This is a genomic window from Myxococcus sp. CA023 (assembly GCF_010998615.1).
In the GTDB taxonomy this organism is placed as follows: Bacteria; Myxococcota; Myxococcia; order Myxococcales; family Myxococcaceae; genus Myxococcus.
In genome coordinates this window covers 1-14,531 of sequence record NZ_JAAEAH010000063.1, presented here as the reverse complement: position 1 = coordinate 14,531, position 14,531 = coordinate 1, and the positions used below count along the sequence as shown (strand labels likewise).

Genomic DNA, 14,531 nt, shown 5'->3' with positions numbered 1-14,531 from the left:
CCGAACAGCACGCGCCCAAACCACCCAGGGAGGCGTGGTCAGGCTGGTGGCAGTTCGGCACACCCCTTCGAGTCAGCCCATCCACGCGGCAAGCAACGCCGCAGGCCGTACACCAAACGCCTCCGCCATCAGCTCGCGTGCCTCGCCGCCCGCGTGCTTCAGCGTAACGCGCAGGTAGTCGCGCGGCGCAGCCTGCGGAATCTTGTCCAACCACTCCACCAGCATCGCGCTCTCGGTGCCTTCCAGGTCCAGGAAGCCCGTGGCGTACAGGTCGTCGTAGTCCGTCAGCCGGTACAGGTCCGCGTGGTACAGCGGGATGCGTCCCGAATACGGATACACAATCGCGAACGTGGGGCTCGCCACCTCGGAGCGAGGAACGTTCGCCCCGTCCGCCACTCCGCGCACCAGGTGCGTCTTTCCCGCGCCCAGGTCGCCAATCAGCCCCACGAAGTCACCGGGCTCCAGCAACTCACCCAGGCGCACACCCAGCCGGTGCGTCTCCTCGGGAGACTCCAGCCGTACCGTCCGCACACGCGCAGCCGACGCTTCCGTGCTCATCGTTCCCACCGCAGCCACACCTCGCACAGCCCCTGCTCCACGATGTCCCCTGCAACCAATCCCAGTTGCCCGCGCTTCGCCGCCGCCAGGTCCCCAGCGAGCCCGTGCGCGTACACCGCCGTCCAGATGGCCGAGGGTATCGGAAGCGACTGAGCCAGGAACGCGCCACAAATCCCGGACAGGACATCCCCCGAGCCCCCCGTCGCCATGCCCGAGTTGCCCGTGGTGTTGAGGTACACGCGCCCGTCCGCGTCACTCGTCAGCGTCCGGTCCCCCTTCAGCACGAGCGTCACCTTCGAACCCACGGAGAATTGCCGCGCCACGTCCAGCCGGTGCGCTTGGACTTCCTTCGTGGACTTGCCCGTCAGCCGGGCCATCTCTCCCGGGTGCGGCGTCATCACCACCGGCCCCTTCGCCCGGCGCAGCACCGACAAGTCCGTGGCCACCGCATTGAGCGCATCCGCGTCCAGCACCGCGGGAACCTCCACGCACGACAACAGCTCGCCAATCAGCGCCCCCGTCTCCGGGCCCCGAGGAATCCCCGGCCCGATGACGAGCGCATCCTTCCCCTCCGCCGCCGCCACCAGCGCGTCCAGGTCACCCATGCCCAGCGGCCCGGAAGCCTCCAGCGGGATGCCCATGATTTCCGCTGAATGCGCCTGGATGGTGTCCAGCGCATCCGCGCGAGCGGCCACTGTCACGAGCCCCGCCCCGGAGCGCAGCGCCGCCTTCGCCACCAGCGCCGCGGCCCCTGTCTTTCCCCAGCTGCCCGCCACCACCAGCACGTGGCCAAAGGTCCCCTTATGAGAGTCCGCCTTCCGCGCCGGCAATGTGCGGCGCGCGTCCGACTCCTCCACCACGAAGAGCTCGGGACCGGAGACCTCCTTCGAGGACTCGCCCCCCATGCCGATGTCCACCTGGTGCACGCGGCCACACAGCGAGGCCCCCGGCTCCAGCACCTGCCCCGGCTTGAGGAAGCCGAACGCCACGGTGGCATCCGCCTCCACACACGGCGAGAAAGACGCTCCCGTGTCGCTCTGAAGCCCGGACGGCACATCCGCCGCCACGACCTTGGCCCCTGCTGCCCGCCAGCCACGAATCGCCGACACGGCGTCCGCGAAGGCCCCCGCGGGTGCACGACTCAATCCCGTGCCAAAGAGCGCGTCCACCACCACGTCACCGCGCCTAGCCGGCTCCACGGCCTCCAGCGTGCGCGGCGTCACACCGAAGCCCTTCACCGCCTCCACGTTCCGGCGCGCCTCGGGCGTCAGCTTCGCGGCGTCGCCCACCATCACCACCGACACGCAGGCGCCGCCCTCCCGGAGGAAGCGCGCGGCCACCAGCCCGTCCCCTCCATTGTTGCCCGGTCCACACACCACCACGAAGCGCCCACCCGAGCCGATGAGCCCCCGAGCCACCTCCGCGAGCCCCCGCCCGGCGTTCTCCATCAGCAACGCGGAGGGCATGCCGTGGCGGGTTTCGGCGGCCTGCTCGGCCTGACGCATCTGGGCGGCGGTGAGGACGCGCAACATGGCTTCAATCCCCCTTCGATTGGAGCACCACCGTAGCGGCGGCGACGTCCGCATCGTGGGTCAGCGCGAGGAAGGCCTCCAGCCCTCGCGCCTCCATGACCTCCAGGGCCACGCCGGACAGTGCGAAATAAGGCGCTCCGCCCTGCCGCCGGACCTCCATGTCCTTCCAGCGGATGCCCGGCGGCGCGCCCAACGCCTTCACCAGGGCCTCCTTGGCGGCGAAGCGCGCGGCATAGGCACTGGCCGCGTCACTGCGCCGGCCGCACAGGGCCCGCTCCGCCTCGGTGTAGACGCGGTTCAGGAAGGGCTCCGCGCGCGGCCCGTCCAGGATGCGCTGGATGCGGGAGATGGAGCAGATATCCAGGCCCAGGCCGCGGATTCCCATGGCGCCCTACCCCGGGTTGCGCATGAGTTCGAGCATCTCGCGCACCGCGCGCTCGAAGCCCACCAGGACCGCGCGCCCGACAATGGCGTGCCCGATGTTCAGCTCGTCGATTTCGGAGATGCGGGCAATCGGCTGCACGTTGTCGTAGTTGAGCCCATGGCCCGCGGCCACGCCCAGGCCCAGCTTGGTACCCGCCTTGGCCGCGTCGATGATGCGCGCCAGCTCCCGGGCCCGCTCCTTCTCGTTGCGCGCCTCGCAGTAGCGGCCCGTGTGCAGCTCGATGCGGTCCGCGTTCACCTTGTGCGCCGCCCGGACCTGGTCCAGGTCCGGGTCGATGAAGAGCGCGACGGAAATCTCGCCGTCCTTCAGGTTCTTGATGATCTTCGCGATGTGCTCGCGCTGGTTGGCGACCTCCAGGCCGCCCTCCGTGGTGAGCTCCTCGCGGCGCTCGGGCACCAGCGTCACCACGTCCGGCTTGTGCTCGTAGGCGATCTTCACCATCTCCGCGGTGGCGGCCATCTCCAGGTTCAGGAGCGTCTGCGTCGTCTCACGAAGGATGCGCAAATCCCGGTCCTGGATGTGACGCCGGTCCTCGCGCAGGTGGATGGTGATTTGCTGCGCGCCGGCAAGCTCCGCCAGCGCCGCGGCCGTCACCGGATCCGGATACGTGGTGCGCCGCGCCTGACGCAGCGTCGCCACATGGTCCACGTTGACACCCAGTCGCTGTCCCATCGACCGCACCTCGCTCGTGCGCGGCCATGGGATTGTCGAAAGGCCCCGGTGCGCGCCGGTCCTTCTTCACGCTGGCTGCGTCCGGAAGTCAACCACCGTTCGCAGTGGCCCTCAGACGCTGAGGGCCTTGGACAGCGCGTCCGCGATTTCCTTCGCGTAGGCCTGGTTGCGGGCGGCGTCCTCGCCCTCGATGAGGACGCGGGCCTTGGGCTCGGTGCCGGAGAAGCGCACCAGCACCCGGCCGGTGTTGCCCAGCCGCTGCTCCACGCTCTTGATGACCTTCATCACCGTCGGGAGCTCGCCCAGTTCCTTCTTCTGCTTCACGACGACGTTGACCAGCGTCTGGGGCACGGGCTCGAAGATGGAGGCCAGCTCGCTCAGCGGCTTGCCCGCCCGGCACATCACCGCCAGCAACTGGAGCGCCGCCAGGGTTCCGTCACCGGTGGTGGTGTGGTCCAGGAAGATGAGGTGGCCGCTCTGCTCGCCGCCCAGGTTGTAGCCATTGCGGCGCATCTCATCGACGACGTAGCGGTCACCCACGCGCGTGCGAGCCACCTTCACGCCCCAGCGCGCCACCGCGCGCTCCAGGCCGATGTTGCTCATCACCGTGGAGACCAACATCTTCTTCTTCAGCTGCTTGCGGGCAACCAGCTCGCCCGTGCAGATGGCCATGATGGCGTCGCCGTCGACGACCTTGCCCTTCTCGTCCACGACGATGAGGCGGTCGGCGTCACCGTCCAGGGCGATGCCCAGATGCGCGCCGTGCTTCACCACCGTCTTGGCCAGGTTCTCCGGATAGAGGGCGCCACACTTGTGGTTGATGTTCTTGCCGTCCGGCGAAACGCCGAGCGCAATCACCTTGGCGCCCAGTTCCTCCAGCACGGCGGGCGCCGTCTTGTAGGCCGCGCCGTTGGCGCAGTCGACGACGATGGTCATCCCCTCCAGCGTCAGCTCGCGCGGGAAGGTGGCCTTCAGGAAGACGATGTAGCGGCCCCGCGCGTCCTCCATGCGGAAGGCCCGGCCAATCTTCGTGGCCGTGGGACGGATGGAGTCGATGGAGCCGCTGGACACCAGTTCCTCAATCTTGCCTTCCGTCTCGTCCGGCAGCTTGAAGCCGTCGCGCCAGAAGAACTTGATGCCGTTGTCCTCGTAGGGGTTGTGGGACGCGGAGATGACGGCGCCCGCGTCCGCCCGCATGGAGGTGGTGATGTTGGAGATGCCCGGGGTCGGCAGCGGCCCGACGAGCTCCACGTCCACGCCCATGGAGGTGAGGCCGGAGGCCAGCGCCTGCTCCAACATGTAGCCGGACAGCCGCGTGTCCTTGCCAACGATGACGCGGTGGCGGTGCGGGCCGTTGCGGATGAGGAACGCAAGCGCCCGCCCGAGCTGCATCGCGACCTCGGCAGTCATGGGATAGACGTTCGCCTTCCCACGAACACCATCCGTGCCGAACAGCTTCTGGGAAGCCCGCGCCTCCTTCGGAGGCATGTTCATCCTGTACGCCATGTGTGCCGCTCCGCCTTTCCCACGCCGGGCCTGCGCCGGCCTCTCGACGTCGGGGCTTATACCCCGCCCACCACGCGGGCTCGAAGTTAGGAACCCACTGCTCCCTGGGCAACCGCCCAGGCATGCGGGCCGACGCAGACTAAAAGAGGTTGCGAAATCAGTACCAACCGAATCGCAGCCGTCCATACACGGCGGCTCGGGGGGCGGCCAGCGGAAGGTGAAGATTCCGGCCACAGCTTGAGGGCTGTAAGCCACACCTTGTTACCGGGCGTAGAACGTTCCTCCGTCTTCGCACCGCCGGATGGCGTCCGCGACGGCCAACGCGTCCCGGGCCTCAGGCACATCATGGACGCGGACCACGTCGGCCCCGCCCACCGTCGCCATGGAGGCCACCGAGCCCAACGTCGCCGCCAGCCGTTCGGAGGCAGGCTTGCCCCCCGCCAACCGGCCGAGGAAGCCCTTGCGGCTCGTGCCCACCAGCAACGGCAGCCCCAGCACGCGCAGCTCCGGGAGGCGGCGCAGCAGGAAGAGGTTGTGCTCGAAGGTCTTCCCGAACCCGATGCCGGGGTCCAGGAGGATGCGCCCCCGGGGGATGCCCGCCGACTCGGCCCGGATGATGGCGGCCTCCAGGAAGGCCAGCACGTCCTCGACGACGTCGTCGTAGCGCGGCGCCTGCTGCATCGTGGCCGGAGTGCCCTGGATGTGCATCAGGCAGCAGGCGGCGCCGGCCTCGGCCACCACGCGGGGCAGGCCGACATCGGAGCTGAAACCGGTGATGTCATTGATGAGGTGCGCACCGGCCTTCAACGCCTCGCGCGCCACCCCGGCCTTGGTGGTGTCCACGGAAAGAGGCACATCGGTCCGGGCCCGCAGGCCCTCGATGACGGGAATCACCCGCGCCAGTTCCTCGTCGGCACTGACCGGCAGGGAGCCGGGCCGGGTGGACTCACCGCCCACGTCGAGCAGGTCCGCCCCCGCCTCGGCCAAGGCCAACCCGTGGGCGATGGTGGCTTCCGTCCCGGCATAGCGCCCGCCATCCGAGAAGCTGTCCGGCGTCGCGTTCACCACGCCCATGACGTAGGTGCGGGAGCCCCACTCGAAGCGCCGGGCGCCCAGCGTCAGCACCGCCGGCGCCACGCCCGCGGCCAGCGCGGACGCCACCGCCGATGCCAACGCGGACAGGCCCCGGGCGTCGGTGCGAGCGGCCGTCACCAGCCGCTGGAACTGCGCTGCGCGCCCCGTCAGCAGCCCCGTCCCCGAACGGGAATGGGCGTCCCCGGGAAGCCATTCGGGGAACGCATCAGACAGCGTCTGGAGGAAGGCCGCGTCCTGGAGACTCAACCCGGTGAGGAGGAGCCGAGTGAATGGCAGCGTCTCCAGCAGGGCCCGTTGCGTGGGCTCCGTCAGCCCCATGCGCCGGAAGGCCAGGATGAGGTCCTCCGGGTGCTCTGACGTCAGGGGGCGGGCGCGAATCATCGGGAGGCTCCAGGGAGGGGACCGCGTACCGCCACCAGGACGGGACGCGCATCCCTACCCTACCGCTCCCGAGCGCGCCCGGGGGCTCAGGCTTCGAGCGGCTCGGTCACGATGTCCACCGTGGACGTCGTCATCAGCTTGTGGATGGGGCACTGCGCGACGGCGTTGTACAGCCGCTGCATGTCCGCCGGCGACAGCGCCCCGTGGAACGCCAGCTTCACCTTCAGCGTGTAGGTGCCCTGCCGCTCCCGCGAATCATCCCGTTCGACGTGCGTCTCCACACGCTCCAGGGCCAGGCCGTTACGCTTCGCGTACCACGTGGCCGTCAGGGCCTTGCATGCCGCCAGCGCGGCGTCGAAGTAGTCGTGCGGGCTGGGCGCGGAGTCCTCTCCGCCCAGCGCGGGGGCCACGTCCGCATGCAGGGTATGGGTGCCGGTCTGCAGGACCTGGCGAAACGCTCCGGGCTTCTCGGTCTGGCTGTGGGTCTTCATGGGGGCTCCGGGAGAAGAAGGTGGACCGGAGGCCCGGTGAAGGCGCCTCCGGAGCGGTCCGCGTGGGTGACTCAGGCCGCCTGCTCGGCCTGCGCCTTCACCGCCTGGACCTCGATGGCGATTTCAATCTTCTCACCGACGAGGACGCCGCCCGTCTCCAGCGCCTGGTTCCACGTCAGGCCGAAGTCGCGGCGGTCCACCGACGTCTTCGCCTCGAACGCGGCCTTGACGTTGCCCCACGGGTCCTTGCCCCCGCCGAGCTGCTCGGCGTCCAGCACCACCTCGCGGGTGATGTCGCGGATGGTCAGGTTGCCCGTCACCTTCAGCCCGTTGCCGTACGCCTTCTCCACCTTCGTGCTCTTGAACGTGATGCTGGGGAACTTCTCCACGTCGAAGAAGTCCGGCGAGCGCAGGTGGTTGTCACGCTGTTCGACGCCGGAGTCGATGCTGGCCGTCTCGATGGTGACGGCGACGGAGGACTTCGTGACGTCCTGCTCGTCCAGCGAAACGGCGCCGCTGTACTTGCGGAAGCTGCCGCGAACCTTCGCGATGACCATGTGGCGGACGGAGAAGTGGATGCCGGAGTGGGTGGTGTCGATGTTCCAGGTCGTGGTGGCCATGAGGTGCCTTCCTTTTTGTGTGAAGCGGTGTGTTCGACGAGGAGGAAGGTAGCGGTGCCCCCCGCGCTTGATTAGATGGGCCAGACTGGAAGAACTGTTCCACCCACGGAACAACGCTCCGGGAAGGACGGGAGATGGACCTCAACGAGCTGCTCGTCTTCGCACGCGTGGTACAGGCAGGCAGCTTCACCGCCGCGGCGCGTGGGCTGCGGATGCCCAAGTCCACGGTGAGCCGGAAGGTGTCGGAGCTGGAGACACGGGTCGGCGCGCAGTTGCTCCAACGCACCACGCGCAAGCTGCGCCTCACCGACGTGGGCCGGACGTACTACGAGCACTGCGCGCGCATCGTCGCGGAGGCGGAGCAGGCCGAGCTGGCCGTGACGCGGATGCAGGCAGCCCCCCATGGCCTGCTGCGCGTGACGACGCCGCTGACGTTCAGCTTCATCGGGCCGCTGGTGTCCACCTTCATCAAGCAGTACCCCGAGGTCCAGCTCGAGATGGTGTGTACCGACCGCAACGTGGACCTGGTGGCGGAAGGCTTCGACGTGGCGATTCGCGCCGGGCGGCTGGCGGACTCGTCACTCATGGCGCGGCGGCTGGGCATCGTGGAGCGCGTCGTCATCGCGGCGCCCAGCTATCTCAAGGCGCGCGGGACGCCCAAGGCTCCGAAGGATTTGGAGAAGCACGACTGCCTCCTCTTCGGCGCGGGCCTGGAGAACAACATCTGGACGCTCCACTCCGGCAACCGCTCGGTGGACGTCAAGGTGCCCGCCCGAATCGTCGTGAATGAGCCGGACATGCTCTACGCGGTGGCGCGGGCGGGCTCCGGCATCGCCCTGCTCCCCAACCTCCACTTCTCCTCGGAGCTGGCCGCCGGGCGCTTGCAGCGCATCCTGCCGGACTGGAGCTCCACGGGCGCGCCCGTCCATGCCGTCTACCCGAGCGCGCGGCACCACTCCCCCAAGGTGATGGCCTTCGTGGAGTGCCTGCGCGAGCACTGGCCCATCCCCGGCTGAACGGGACATCGTTCCATCTGTGGAACGATGCTTCCCATTGTCCACGCCTAGTCCCGAAAGGCCCTCACGCACATCATGACTCTCGAAACAGCGGCCGCCATCCAGGTTCTGCCGCGGAAAGGAACGCCATGATTGCCATTCGCCCCTCGGAAGCCCGCGGTCACGCCAACCACGGTTGGCTGGACTCCCACCACACCTTCTCCTTCGCCGGTTACTACGACCCGGACTTCATGGGCTTCCGAGCCCTGCGCGTCATCAACGAGGACCGCGTCGCGCCCCACGAGGGCTTCGGTACGCACCCTCACCGGGACATGGAAATCATCACCTACCCGCTGAGCGGCGCCATTGCCCACCGCGACAGCACGGGCGGCGAGGGCCTGCTGCGCGCCGGTGAAATCCAGCGGATGACGGCCGGCACCGGTGTCCTGCACAGCGAGATGAACGGCACGGATGAGAACCTCCACTTCCTGCAGATCTGGATCATCCCGGACCGCAAAGGCCTGACGCCTGGCTACGAGCAGAAGGCCTTCCCGGAGGCCGAGCGCCAGGGCCGCTGGCGGGTGGTGGCCAGCCCGGACGCCCGCGACGGCAGCCTCACGGTGCACCAGGACGTGGTGCTTCACGCGACGCTGCTGGGCACGGGCGAGCAGGCGACGTACACGCTCGCTCCGGGCCGCCACGCCTGGCTGCAGATGGCGCGGGGCAAGGCCACGCTCAACGGCGTGGAGTTGAAAGCGGGGGACGGCGTCGCCGTGGCGGACGAGTCGCAGCTCGTCCTCTCCGCCACGGAGCCGGTGGAAGCGCTGCTGTTCGACCTGGCCTGAGGCCACATCGCTGAACGAAAGGGAGCACGACATGAGCCGGGACGACTTGAACGCGGAGCAGCTTCCCCCTTCGATGGAGACACTCATCGTCGCGCCCTCACGCGACCTGGGCGACGGGTTCGAGGTGCGGCGCGCGCTGCCCTCGGCCCGCCGCCGGATGGTGGGGCCCTTCATCTTTCTGGACCAGATGGGCCCCGCCGGCTTCCAACCTGGCCACGGCCTGGATGTGCGGCCCCATCCGCACATCGGGCTGGCCACCGTCACCTACCTCTTCGACGGAGAAGTCATGCACCGGGACAGCCTGGGCACGGTGCAGCCCATCCGCCCCGGCGCGGTGAACTGGATGACGGCGGGCAACGGCATCGTCCACTCGGAGCGCACCGGCCCCGGCCCACGCGCCGCGGGCAGCAAGCTCTTTGGCATGCAGGCGTGGGTGGCGCTGCCCAAGCGCCACGAGGAGACGGCCCCAGCGTTCGTCCACCACCCCGAGGACCAGATGCCCTGCCACGAGGGTGAGGGCGCGCGGATGCGCGTCATCACCGGCACCGTGCACGGTCAGCGCTCGCCGGTGCAGACGCTGTCGGACATGTTCTACGCGGACGTGGCGTTGGAGGCCGGCGCGCGCTTCGTGGTTCCGGCCGAGCACGAGGAGCGGGCGATGTACCTCGTCCAGGGCACCGTGGAGGTGGACGGCATGGCCTTCGAGCCGGGAGAGCTTCTCGTCTTCCGGCCCGGCGGCGCCGTCACCCTCCACGCCACCGCGGCGGCGCGGCTGCTGGTGCTCGGCGGGGAGCCCATGGACGGGCCGCGCTACATCTTCTGGAACTTCGTCTCCAGCTCGAAGGAGCGGCTGGAGCAGGCGAAGGAGGACTGGAAGGCCGGCCGCTTCGCCGCCGTCCCGGACGAGACGGAGTTCATCCCCCTGCCCGAGGCCCCCCTCCCCGTGCGCTACCCGTAGGCGCGCGGGCTCCCAGGAGCCCGCAAAGCAGAAGGCCCTTCCCACGCTGCTGGGAAGGGCCTTCTTCATTTCAGCTCAACCGCTGGAAGGGCGTGAAGCTCAGGCCTTCTTCGGCTCCATCGCCGGCAGGCCCTCGAGCGCGTCGAGAATCTTCCGCTTGTCCTTCTTCTCCGTCGCCTTCGGGGGCGCATTCACGCGCGGGGGCGGACGCTCACGGGTCAGCTGCCCACCTTGGAGGAGGATGTTGACGTCCTCGGCGTCCAGCGTCTCGTACTCCACCAGCGCGTCGGACACGCGGCGCAGGGCCTCGATGTTCTCCGTCAGCAGTTGCTTGCCGCGCTCGTAGCAGCCCACGACGATGTTGCGGACCTCGGCGTCAATCTGCCGGGCGGTGTCCTCGGAGTAGTCCTTGGACGAGTTGAAGTCGCGGCCCAGGAACACCTCACCGTCGCTCTTGCCGAAGGCCAGGGGGCCCATCTTCTCGCTCATGCCCCAGCGGCACACCATGGCGCGGGCCGTCTCGGTGGCACGCTCGATGTCGTTGGCGGCGCCGCTGCTCATCTCGTCGAACATGAGCTCTTCGGCGATGCGCCCGCCCATGGCCATGGAGATCTGGTCCAGCATCTGCTTCTTGTAGCCGTTGACCTTGTCCTCGGTGGGCAGGCTCCAGGTGACGCCCAGGGCCTGGCCGCGCGGGATGATGGTGACCTTGTGGAGCGGGTCGCAGCCCGGAAGCAGCTTGGCCAGCAGCGCGTGGCCCGCCTCGTGGGTGGCGGTGTTCTTCTTCTCCTTCTCGGTCATGATCATGGAGCGCCGCTCGGGGCCCATGAAGACCTTGTCCTTGGCGGCCTCGAAGTCGCTCAGGTCCACGCGCTCCTTGTTCTGCCGCGCGGCCATCAGCGCCGACTCGTTGACGAGGTTCTCCAGGTCCGCGCCCGTCATGCCCGGCGTACCGCGAGCGATGACCTCCAGGTCCACTTCCGGCGCCAGCGGCACGCGGCGGGTGTGCACCTTCAGCACGCCCAGGCGGCCCTTCACGTCGGGACGCGGCACCACGATGCGCCGGTCGAAGCGGCCGGGACGCTGGAGCGCCGGATCCAACACGTCCGGACGGTTGGTGGCGGCAATCAGGATGACGCCGTCGTTGGACTCGAAGCCGTCCATCTCCACGAGGAGCTGGTTGAGCGTCTGCTCGCGCTCGTCGTGTCCACCGCCCAGGCCCGCGCCACGGTGACGGCCCACAGCGTCGATTTCGTCGATGAAGATGATGCAGGGGGCGTTCTTCTTGCCCTGCTCGAAGAGGTCACGGACGCGGCTGGCGCCGACGCCCACGAACATCTCCACGAAGTCCGAGCCGGAGATGGAGAAGAACGGCACGCCGGCCTCGCCGGCCACCGCGCGGGCGAGCAGCGTCTTGCCCGTTCCCGGCGAGCCCATCATCAGCACGCCCTTGGGAATGCGGCCGCCCAGCTTGGTGAACTTCTTCGGATCCTTGAGGAAGGCGACAATCTCCTCGAGCTCTTCCTTGCACTCGTCCGCGCCGGCCACGTCCGCGAAGGTGACCTTGTTGTGGCTCTCGCTGAGGAGCTTGGCCTTCGACTTGCCGAAGGTCATCGCCTTGCCGCTGCCACCCTGCAGTTGGCGCATGAAGAAGATGAAGAACAGGAACAGGAAGACGACCGGCATCCACTGACCGAGGATGGTCAGCCAGAGGCTGTTCTGCTCCTCCCGCTCGTACTTCACGTCCACGCCATTGCTGCGGAGCTGGTTCAGCATGGCCGCATCCGGCGCCGGCCCCGTCGTGCGGAACTTCTCCGACGTGTCGGTGAACTTGCCGGAATAGGTGTTGCCCTTGACGGCAACCTCCTGGACCTTCTTCTCCTCCACCTTCGTCAGCAACTGGGTGAAGGACGGTTCCTGGACCTGGTCGTTGCCCTGGGAGAAGAAATTGTAGAAGGCGACGAAGAGGACGATCAGGATGACCCAGAGCCCGATGGTCTTGTAAGTCGAACGCACGTGTCAGCTGCCCTTTCGGAACTCGGCGGGATGAGGGCCGCGCTGGGAAGAACCCCAGCTTTATCCATCACTTGGCCGACACCAGGCGAGCTACCCAGCGACGGACCGTATCAGCAACAGTAAAAAGCCCTCAACTATTTAGGGGGCCGCGCCCATCCCCCGAACTGCGACTCTGCCACTCTATAACGCCGCGGTCCGCTGAATGCTCGAACCGGGGGGGACCGCCCAGAGATACTCCCTGGCGGCCGCACGCGGAACCACCGGTGGCCAGAGGCCGGGGAGCCACAACACCTGCCCCTCGGCATCCGCCACCACCGGCCGCGTGGCCCGTGCTTCCGCGGGCACCCGAAGATCAACCAACACATCTTGAAGCTTGCGTTGTCCCCCAACAGTGCACACCCGGTCGCCGGGGCGACGTGTCCGCACGGTCAGCGGCCAGCGCGTCCCGTCCCCGAGCGCCAGCCCGAGCACGCCCGCAGGTGGAGGTGCGAACTCGACGGAAAAATTCCAGCCCGTCCCCACGAGCGCGCCCCGCGAACCCGCGTGCTCCAGCCGAAGTTCAGCCGGTGGGGTGGACGGCACCTGCCGCACGCAGCGCACCCGTCCGCTGGTCGCGCGCAGCACGTAGCCCCGCCCCAACGTGGCCGTGCCGCCCTGGGCCACCGCGCGCTGCACGCGGGCCAGCGTGGCCTCATCCACCGCGGCCTCCGTGCTGGCCACCAGCCGGGCGAGCACCCGCCGGCGCAGCGCGGGCTCCAGCGCGCGCACGCCCACCGCATCCAGGGCGCCATCCTCCAGGCGCAGCCGGTCGAAGGCCGCGTCCGCCATGGACGCCAGCAGCGACTCGTCCTCCGCGACCACCCGCGCGAAGGCGGCCAGGTGCCCCTCCACCGCGAAGCCGGCGGCGCGCGACAGGGCGGGTAGCACTCCAAGGCGAACGCGCGTCCGGAAGTGGACAGGGTCGGCGTTCATCGGGTCTGTCGTGTAGGCGACACCCTGTTCCGCCAGGAAGGCCACCACATCCTCCCGCGTGCACCACAGCAGGGGGCGCACCAGTCCGGGGCGCGCTTCGTGGATGCCCACCGCGCCGCGCAGGGCGGTGCCTCGTGCCAGGCGCATGAGCAGCGTCTCCGCCTGGTCCGTGGCGGTGTGCGCGGTGGCCACCACGTCCAGGCCCCGCTCACGGCGGAGCGCCTCCAACGTCGCGTAGCGAGCCTCCCTCGCGCGCGCCTCGATGCCGGCCCCTGGATGCAGCCGCAGCGCCTGGACGTGGCAGGGCAGCCCCCGCGCGGACGCCAGGGCGGACACCTGGCGGGCCTCCTCCGCCGCTTCGGGACGCAGGCCATGGTCCAGCGAGGCCACCTCCACGCGAAGCCGGAGTCGCTCGGCGACGTGCGCGGTTCCCACCAGGAGGGCCGTGGAGTCCGCGCCGCCGGAAACGGCGAGCAGCACCGAACCTCCCTCGAGTCCCAGGCGGGTGTACGCCTCTTGAAGCGTCGTCGTCAGCAGCTGCGTGGCGGAATCGTGACGGGGCATCGGACCGCGGTGGAATGGAGTGTCGGGTGAGCGGGTTACAGAGGCACGTGCGGTTGAAGGCAGGGGGGCTGATTCTTATGATCGCCACAACATCGAATCGGCGTTGATGCGGTAGCGGAAATACACGCGGCCGCGAACGCTGTTCTTGAGACGGTCGAATTTTAAGCTGTTGGACCTAGGGGTCCCCCCCCTCCCCCTCTGGGTCCACGGGCCCGCCTGGAGATTTCTCCGGGCGGTCCCTCTTTCCGAAGCGCCCCGGACTTCCTCGTGGAGTCCGGGGCGTTTCCTTTTTCGCGCATGGTTGCACAGCTTACGTGCAACTGGACGAGCAAGGGGACGGAGCGTGCGACCTCGGAATGAGTCCTTGGAAACCGTTGACCCTCTTGGGAGTCTGTCGGATAACGGCCCAGGTGTGTTCAGGTCGTCACCCCGAATCCGCCCCGGAGACCCAAGTATGGCAGGCACCGACAAGCGCAAGCAGTCGCTGTACTTCCCCGAGGAGATGCTGAAGGAGATCCAGGAAGAGGCGACCCGTCAGGACCGCTCCCTTTCCTGGGTCGTGCAGCAGGCGTGGAAGATCGCCCGCGAGCGCATCAAGTCGTTCCCCGCCGTGAATGACGTGACTGGCGACGAGCGCCAGGACCCTCGGGAGGAGTAACGACGGATGGCTACGACGGACCATCGTAAACAGAGTCTCTATTTCCCCGAGGACATGCTGGAGGAGATCCAGCGTGAGGCGACGAGGCAGGACCGCTCGCTGTCCTGGATTGTCCAGCAGGCGTGGAAGGTGGCGCGCGGGGACATCCGGAAGATGCCGTCGGTCAACGACGTGCTCAGCCCGCCTCCTCGCCCCGCGGCCCCCGCGCGCCACCTTCCACGCC

The 14,531-nt window shown here is 68.6% G+C and carries 15 protein-coding genes; 5 read left to right on the top strand and 10 right to left on the bottom strand.

Going from position 1 to position 14,531, the window contains the following annotated elements; genetic code table 11:
- Window positions 1-72: 72 nt before the first annotated feature.
- From tsaE to F8M74_RS25685, 8 genes are all read right to left on the bottom strand, one after another.
- Window positions 73-558: a tRNA (adenosine(37)-N6)-threonylcarbamoyltransferase complex ATPase subunit type 1 TsaE gene (gene tsaE / locus F8M74_RS25720; protein WP_141256565.1), complete on the bottom strand. Its 486-nt coding sequence runs from the start codon at window positions 556-558 to the stop codon at window positions 73-75.
- Complete coding sequence (locus F8M74_RS25715; RefSeq protein ID WP_141256566.1) at window positions 555-2,090, bottom strand: NAD(P)H-hydrate dehydratase; 1,536 nt, start codon at window positions 2,088-2,090, stop codon at window positions 555-557. Before F8M74_RS25715 ends, tsaE begins: the two co-directional genes overlap by 4 nt.
- A gap of 4 nt (window positions 2,091-2,094) precedes the next feature.
- Complete coding sequence (acpS, locus tag F8M74_RS25710; RefSeq protein WP_011554351.1) at window positions 2,095-2,475, bottom strand: holo-ACP synthase; 381 nt, start codon at window positions 2,473-2,475, stop codon at window positions 2,095-2,097.
- Window positions 2,476-2,481: 6 nt separating this feature from the next.
- Window positions 2,482-3,207 carry a pyridoxine 5'-phosphate synthase gene (locus F8M74_RS25705; protein ID WP_141256567.1) on the bottom strand — a complete coding sequence of 242 codons (726 nt, stop codon included), beginning with the start codon at window positions 3,205-3,207 and terminating at the stop codon, window positions 2,482-2,484.
- A 111-nt stretch (window positions 3,208-3,318) separates the two neighbouring features.
- Window positions 3,319-4,713 carry a phosphoglucosamine mutase gene (gene glmM / locus F8M74_RS25700; RefSeq protein WP_141256568.1) on the bottom strand — a complete coding sequence of 465 codons (1,395 nt, stop codon included), beginning with the start codon at window positions 4,711-4,713 and terminating at the stop codon, window positions 3,319-3,321.
- 261 nt (window positions 4,714-4,974) lie between these two features.
- Complete coding sequence (gene folP / locus F8M74_RS25695; protein ID WP_141256569.1) at window positions 4,975-6,189, bottom strand: dihydropteroate synthase; 1,215 nt, start codon at window positions 6,187-6,189, stop codon at window positions 4,975-4,977.
- A gap of 86 nt (window positions 6,190-6,275) precedes the next feature.
- Window positions 6,276-6,680 (bottom strand): OsmC family protein, encoded by a 405-nt coding sequence (locus F8M74_RS25690; RefSeq protein ID WP_141256570.1) that lies wholly within the window; start codon window positions 6,678-6,680, stop codon window positions 6,276-6,278.
- 71 nt (window positions 6,681-6,751) lie between these two features.
- The gene (locus F8M74_RS25685) at window positions 6,752-7,300 is read right to left on the bottom strand and encodes a YceI family protein (RefSeq protein WP_141256571.1); all 549 of its coding nucleotides are present in this window, start codon (window positions 7,298-7,300) and stop codon (window positions 6,752-6,754) included.
- Between the two features lie 134 nt (window positions 7,301-7,434).
- Here F8M74_RS25685 and F8M74_RS25680 point away from each other — a divergent pair, with 134 nt between their 5' ends.
- From F8M74_RS25680 to F8M74_RS25670, 3 genes are all read left to right on the top strand, one after another.
- Window positions 7,435-8,316: a LysR family transcriptional regulator gene (locus F8M74_RS25680; protein ID WP_141256572.1), complete on the top strand. Its 882-nt coding sequence runs from the start codon at window positions 7,435-7,437 to the stop codon at window positions 8,314-8,316.
- A gap of 128 nt (window positions 8,317-8,444) precedes the next feature.
- A complete protein-coding gene (locus tag F8M74_RS25675; RefSeq protein ID WP_141256573.1) occupies window positions 8,445-9,140 on the top strand; it encodes a pirin family protein in 696 nt (231 codons plus the stop codon).
- A gap of 31 nt (window positions 9,141-9,171) precedes the next feature.
- A complete protein-coding gene (locus F8M74_RS25670) occupies window positions 9,172-10,098 on the top strand; it encodes a pirin family protein (RefSeq protein ID WP_011554359.1) in 927 nt (308 codons plus the stop codon).
- A gap of 99 nt (window positions 10,099-10,197) precedes the next feature.
- Here F8M74_RS25670 and ftsH read toward each other — a convergent pair whose 3' ends face one another.
- Together ftsH and tilS are read right to left on the bottom strand one after the other, a co-directional pair.
- Window positions 10,198-12,114, bottom strand: coding sequence for an ATP-dependent zinc metalloprotease FtsH (gene ftsH / locus F8M74_RS25665; RefSeq protein ID WP_141256574.1), 1,917 nt, complete (start codon window positions 12,112-12,114; stop codon window positions 10,198-10,200).
- Between the two features lie 180 nt (window positions 12,115-12,294).
- Complete coding sequence (tilS, locus tag F8M74_RS25660) at window positions 12,295-13,650, bottom strand: tRNA lysidine(34) synthetase TilS (RefSeq protein WP_141256575.1); 1,356 nt, start codon at window positions 13,648-13,650, stop codon at window positions 12,295-12,297.
- 454 nt (window positions 13,651-14,104) lie between these two features.
- Between tilS and F8M74_RS25655 the strand changes: the two genes are divergently transcribed.
- A complete protein-coding gene (locus tag F8M74_RS25655; RefSeq protein WP_002638649.1) occupies window positions 14,105-14,308 on the top strand; it encodes a TIGR04563 family protein in 204 nt (67 codons plus the stop codon).
- 6 nt (window positions 14,309-14,314) lie between these two features.
- Window positions 14,315-14,531: TIGR04563 family protein (locus F8M74_RS25650; RefSeq protein WP_163884564.1), on the top strand; the 217-nt coding region annotated here is incomplete at its 3' end.

Excerpts from the sequence above, each read along its gene's own strand:
- F8M74_RS25705 (WP_141256567.1), bottom strand. The coding sequence starts at position 3,207 with ATGGGACAGCGACTGGGTGTCAACGTGGACCATGTGGCGACGCTGCGT.
- F8M74_RS25685 (WP_141256571.1), bottom strand. The coding sequence starts at position 7,300 with ATGGCCACCACGACCTGGAACATCGACACCACCCACTCCGGCATCCAC.
- folP (WP_141256569.1), bottom strand. The coding sequence starts at position 6,189 with ATGATTCGCGCCCGCCCCCTGACGTCAGAGCACCCGGAGGACCTCATC.
- F8M74_RS25670 (WP_011554359.1), top strand. The coding sequence starts at position 9,172 with ATGAGCCGGGACGACTTGAACGCGGAGCAGCTTCCCCCTTCGATGGAG.
- F8M74_RS25680 (WP_141256572.1), top strand. The coding sequence starts at position 7,435 with ATGGACCTCAACGAGCTGCTCGTCTTCGCACGCGTGGTACAGGCAGGC.
- F8M74_RS25715 (WP_141256566.1), bottom strand. The coding sequence starts at position 2,090 with ATGTTGCGCGTCCTCACCGCCGCCCAGATGCGTCAGGCCGAGCAGGCC.
- F8M74_RS25690 (WP_141256570.1), bottom strand. The coding sequence starts at position 6,680 with ATGAAGACCCACAGCCAGACCGAGAAGCCCGGAGCGTTTCGCCAGGTC.
- F8M74_RS25655 (WP_002638649.1), top strand. The coding sequence starts at position 14,105 with ATGGCAGGCACCGACAAGCGCAAGCAGTCGCTGTACTTCCCCGAGGAG.
- F8M74_RS25675 (WP_141256573.1), top strand. The coding sequence starts at position 8,445 with ATGATTGCCATTCGCCCCTCGGAAGCCCGCGGTCACGCCAACCACGGT.
- acpS (WP_011554351.1), bottom strand. The coding sequence starts at position 2,475 with ATGGGAATCCGCGGCCTGGGCCTGGATATCTGCTCCATCTCCCGCATC.
- glmM (WP_141256568.1), bottom strand. The coding sequence starts at position 4,713 with ATGGCGTACAGGATGAACATGCCTCCGAAGGAGGCGCGGGCTTCCCAG.
- tsaE (WP_141256565.1), bottom strand. The coding sequence starts at position 558 with ATGAGCACGGAAGCGTCGGCTGCGCGTGTGCGGACGGTACGGCTGGAG.
- tilS (WP_141256575.1), bottom strand. The coding sequence starts at position 13,650 with ATGCCCCGTCACGATTCCGCCACGCAGCTGCTGACGACGACGCTTCAA.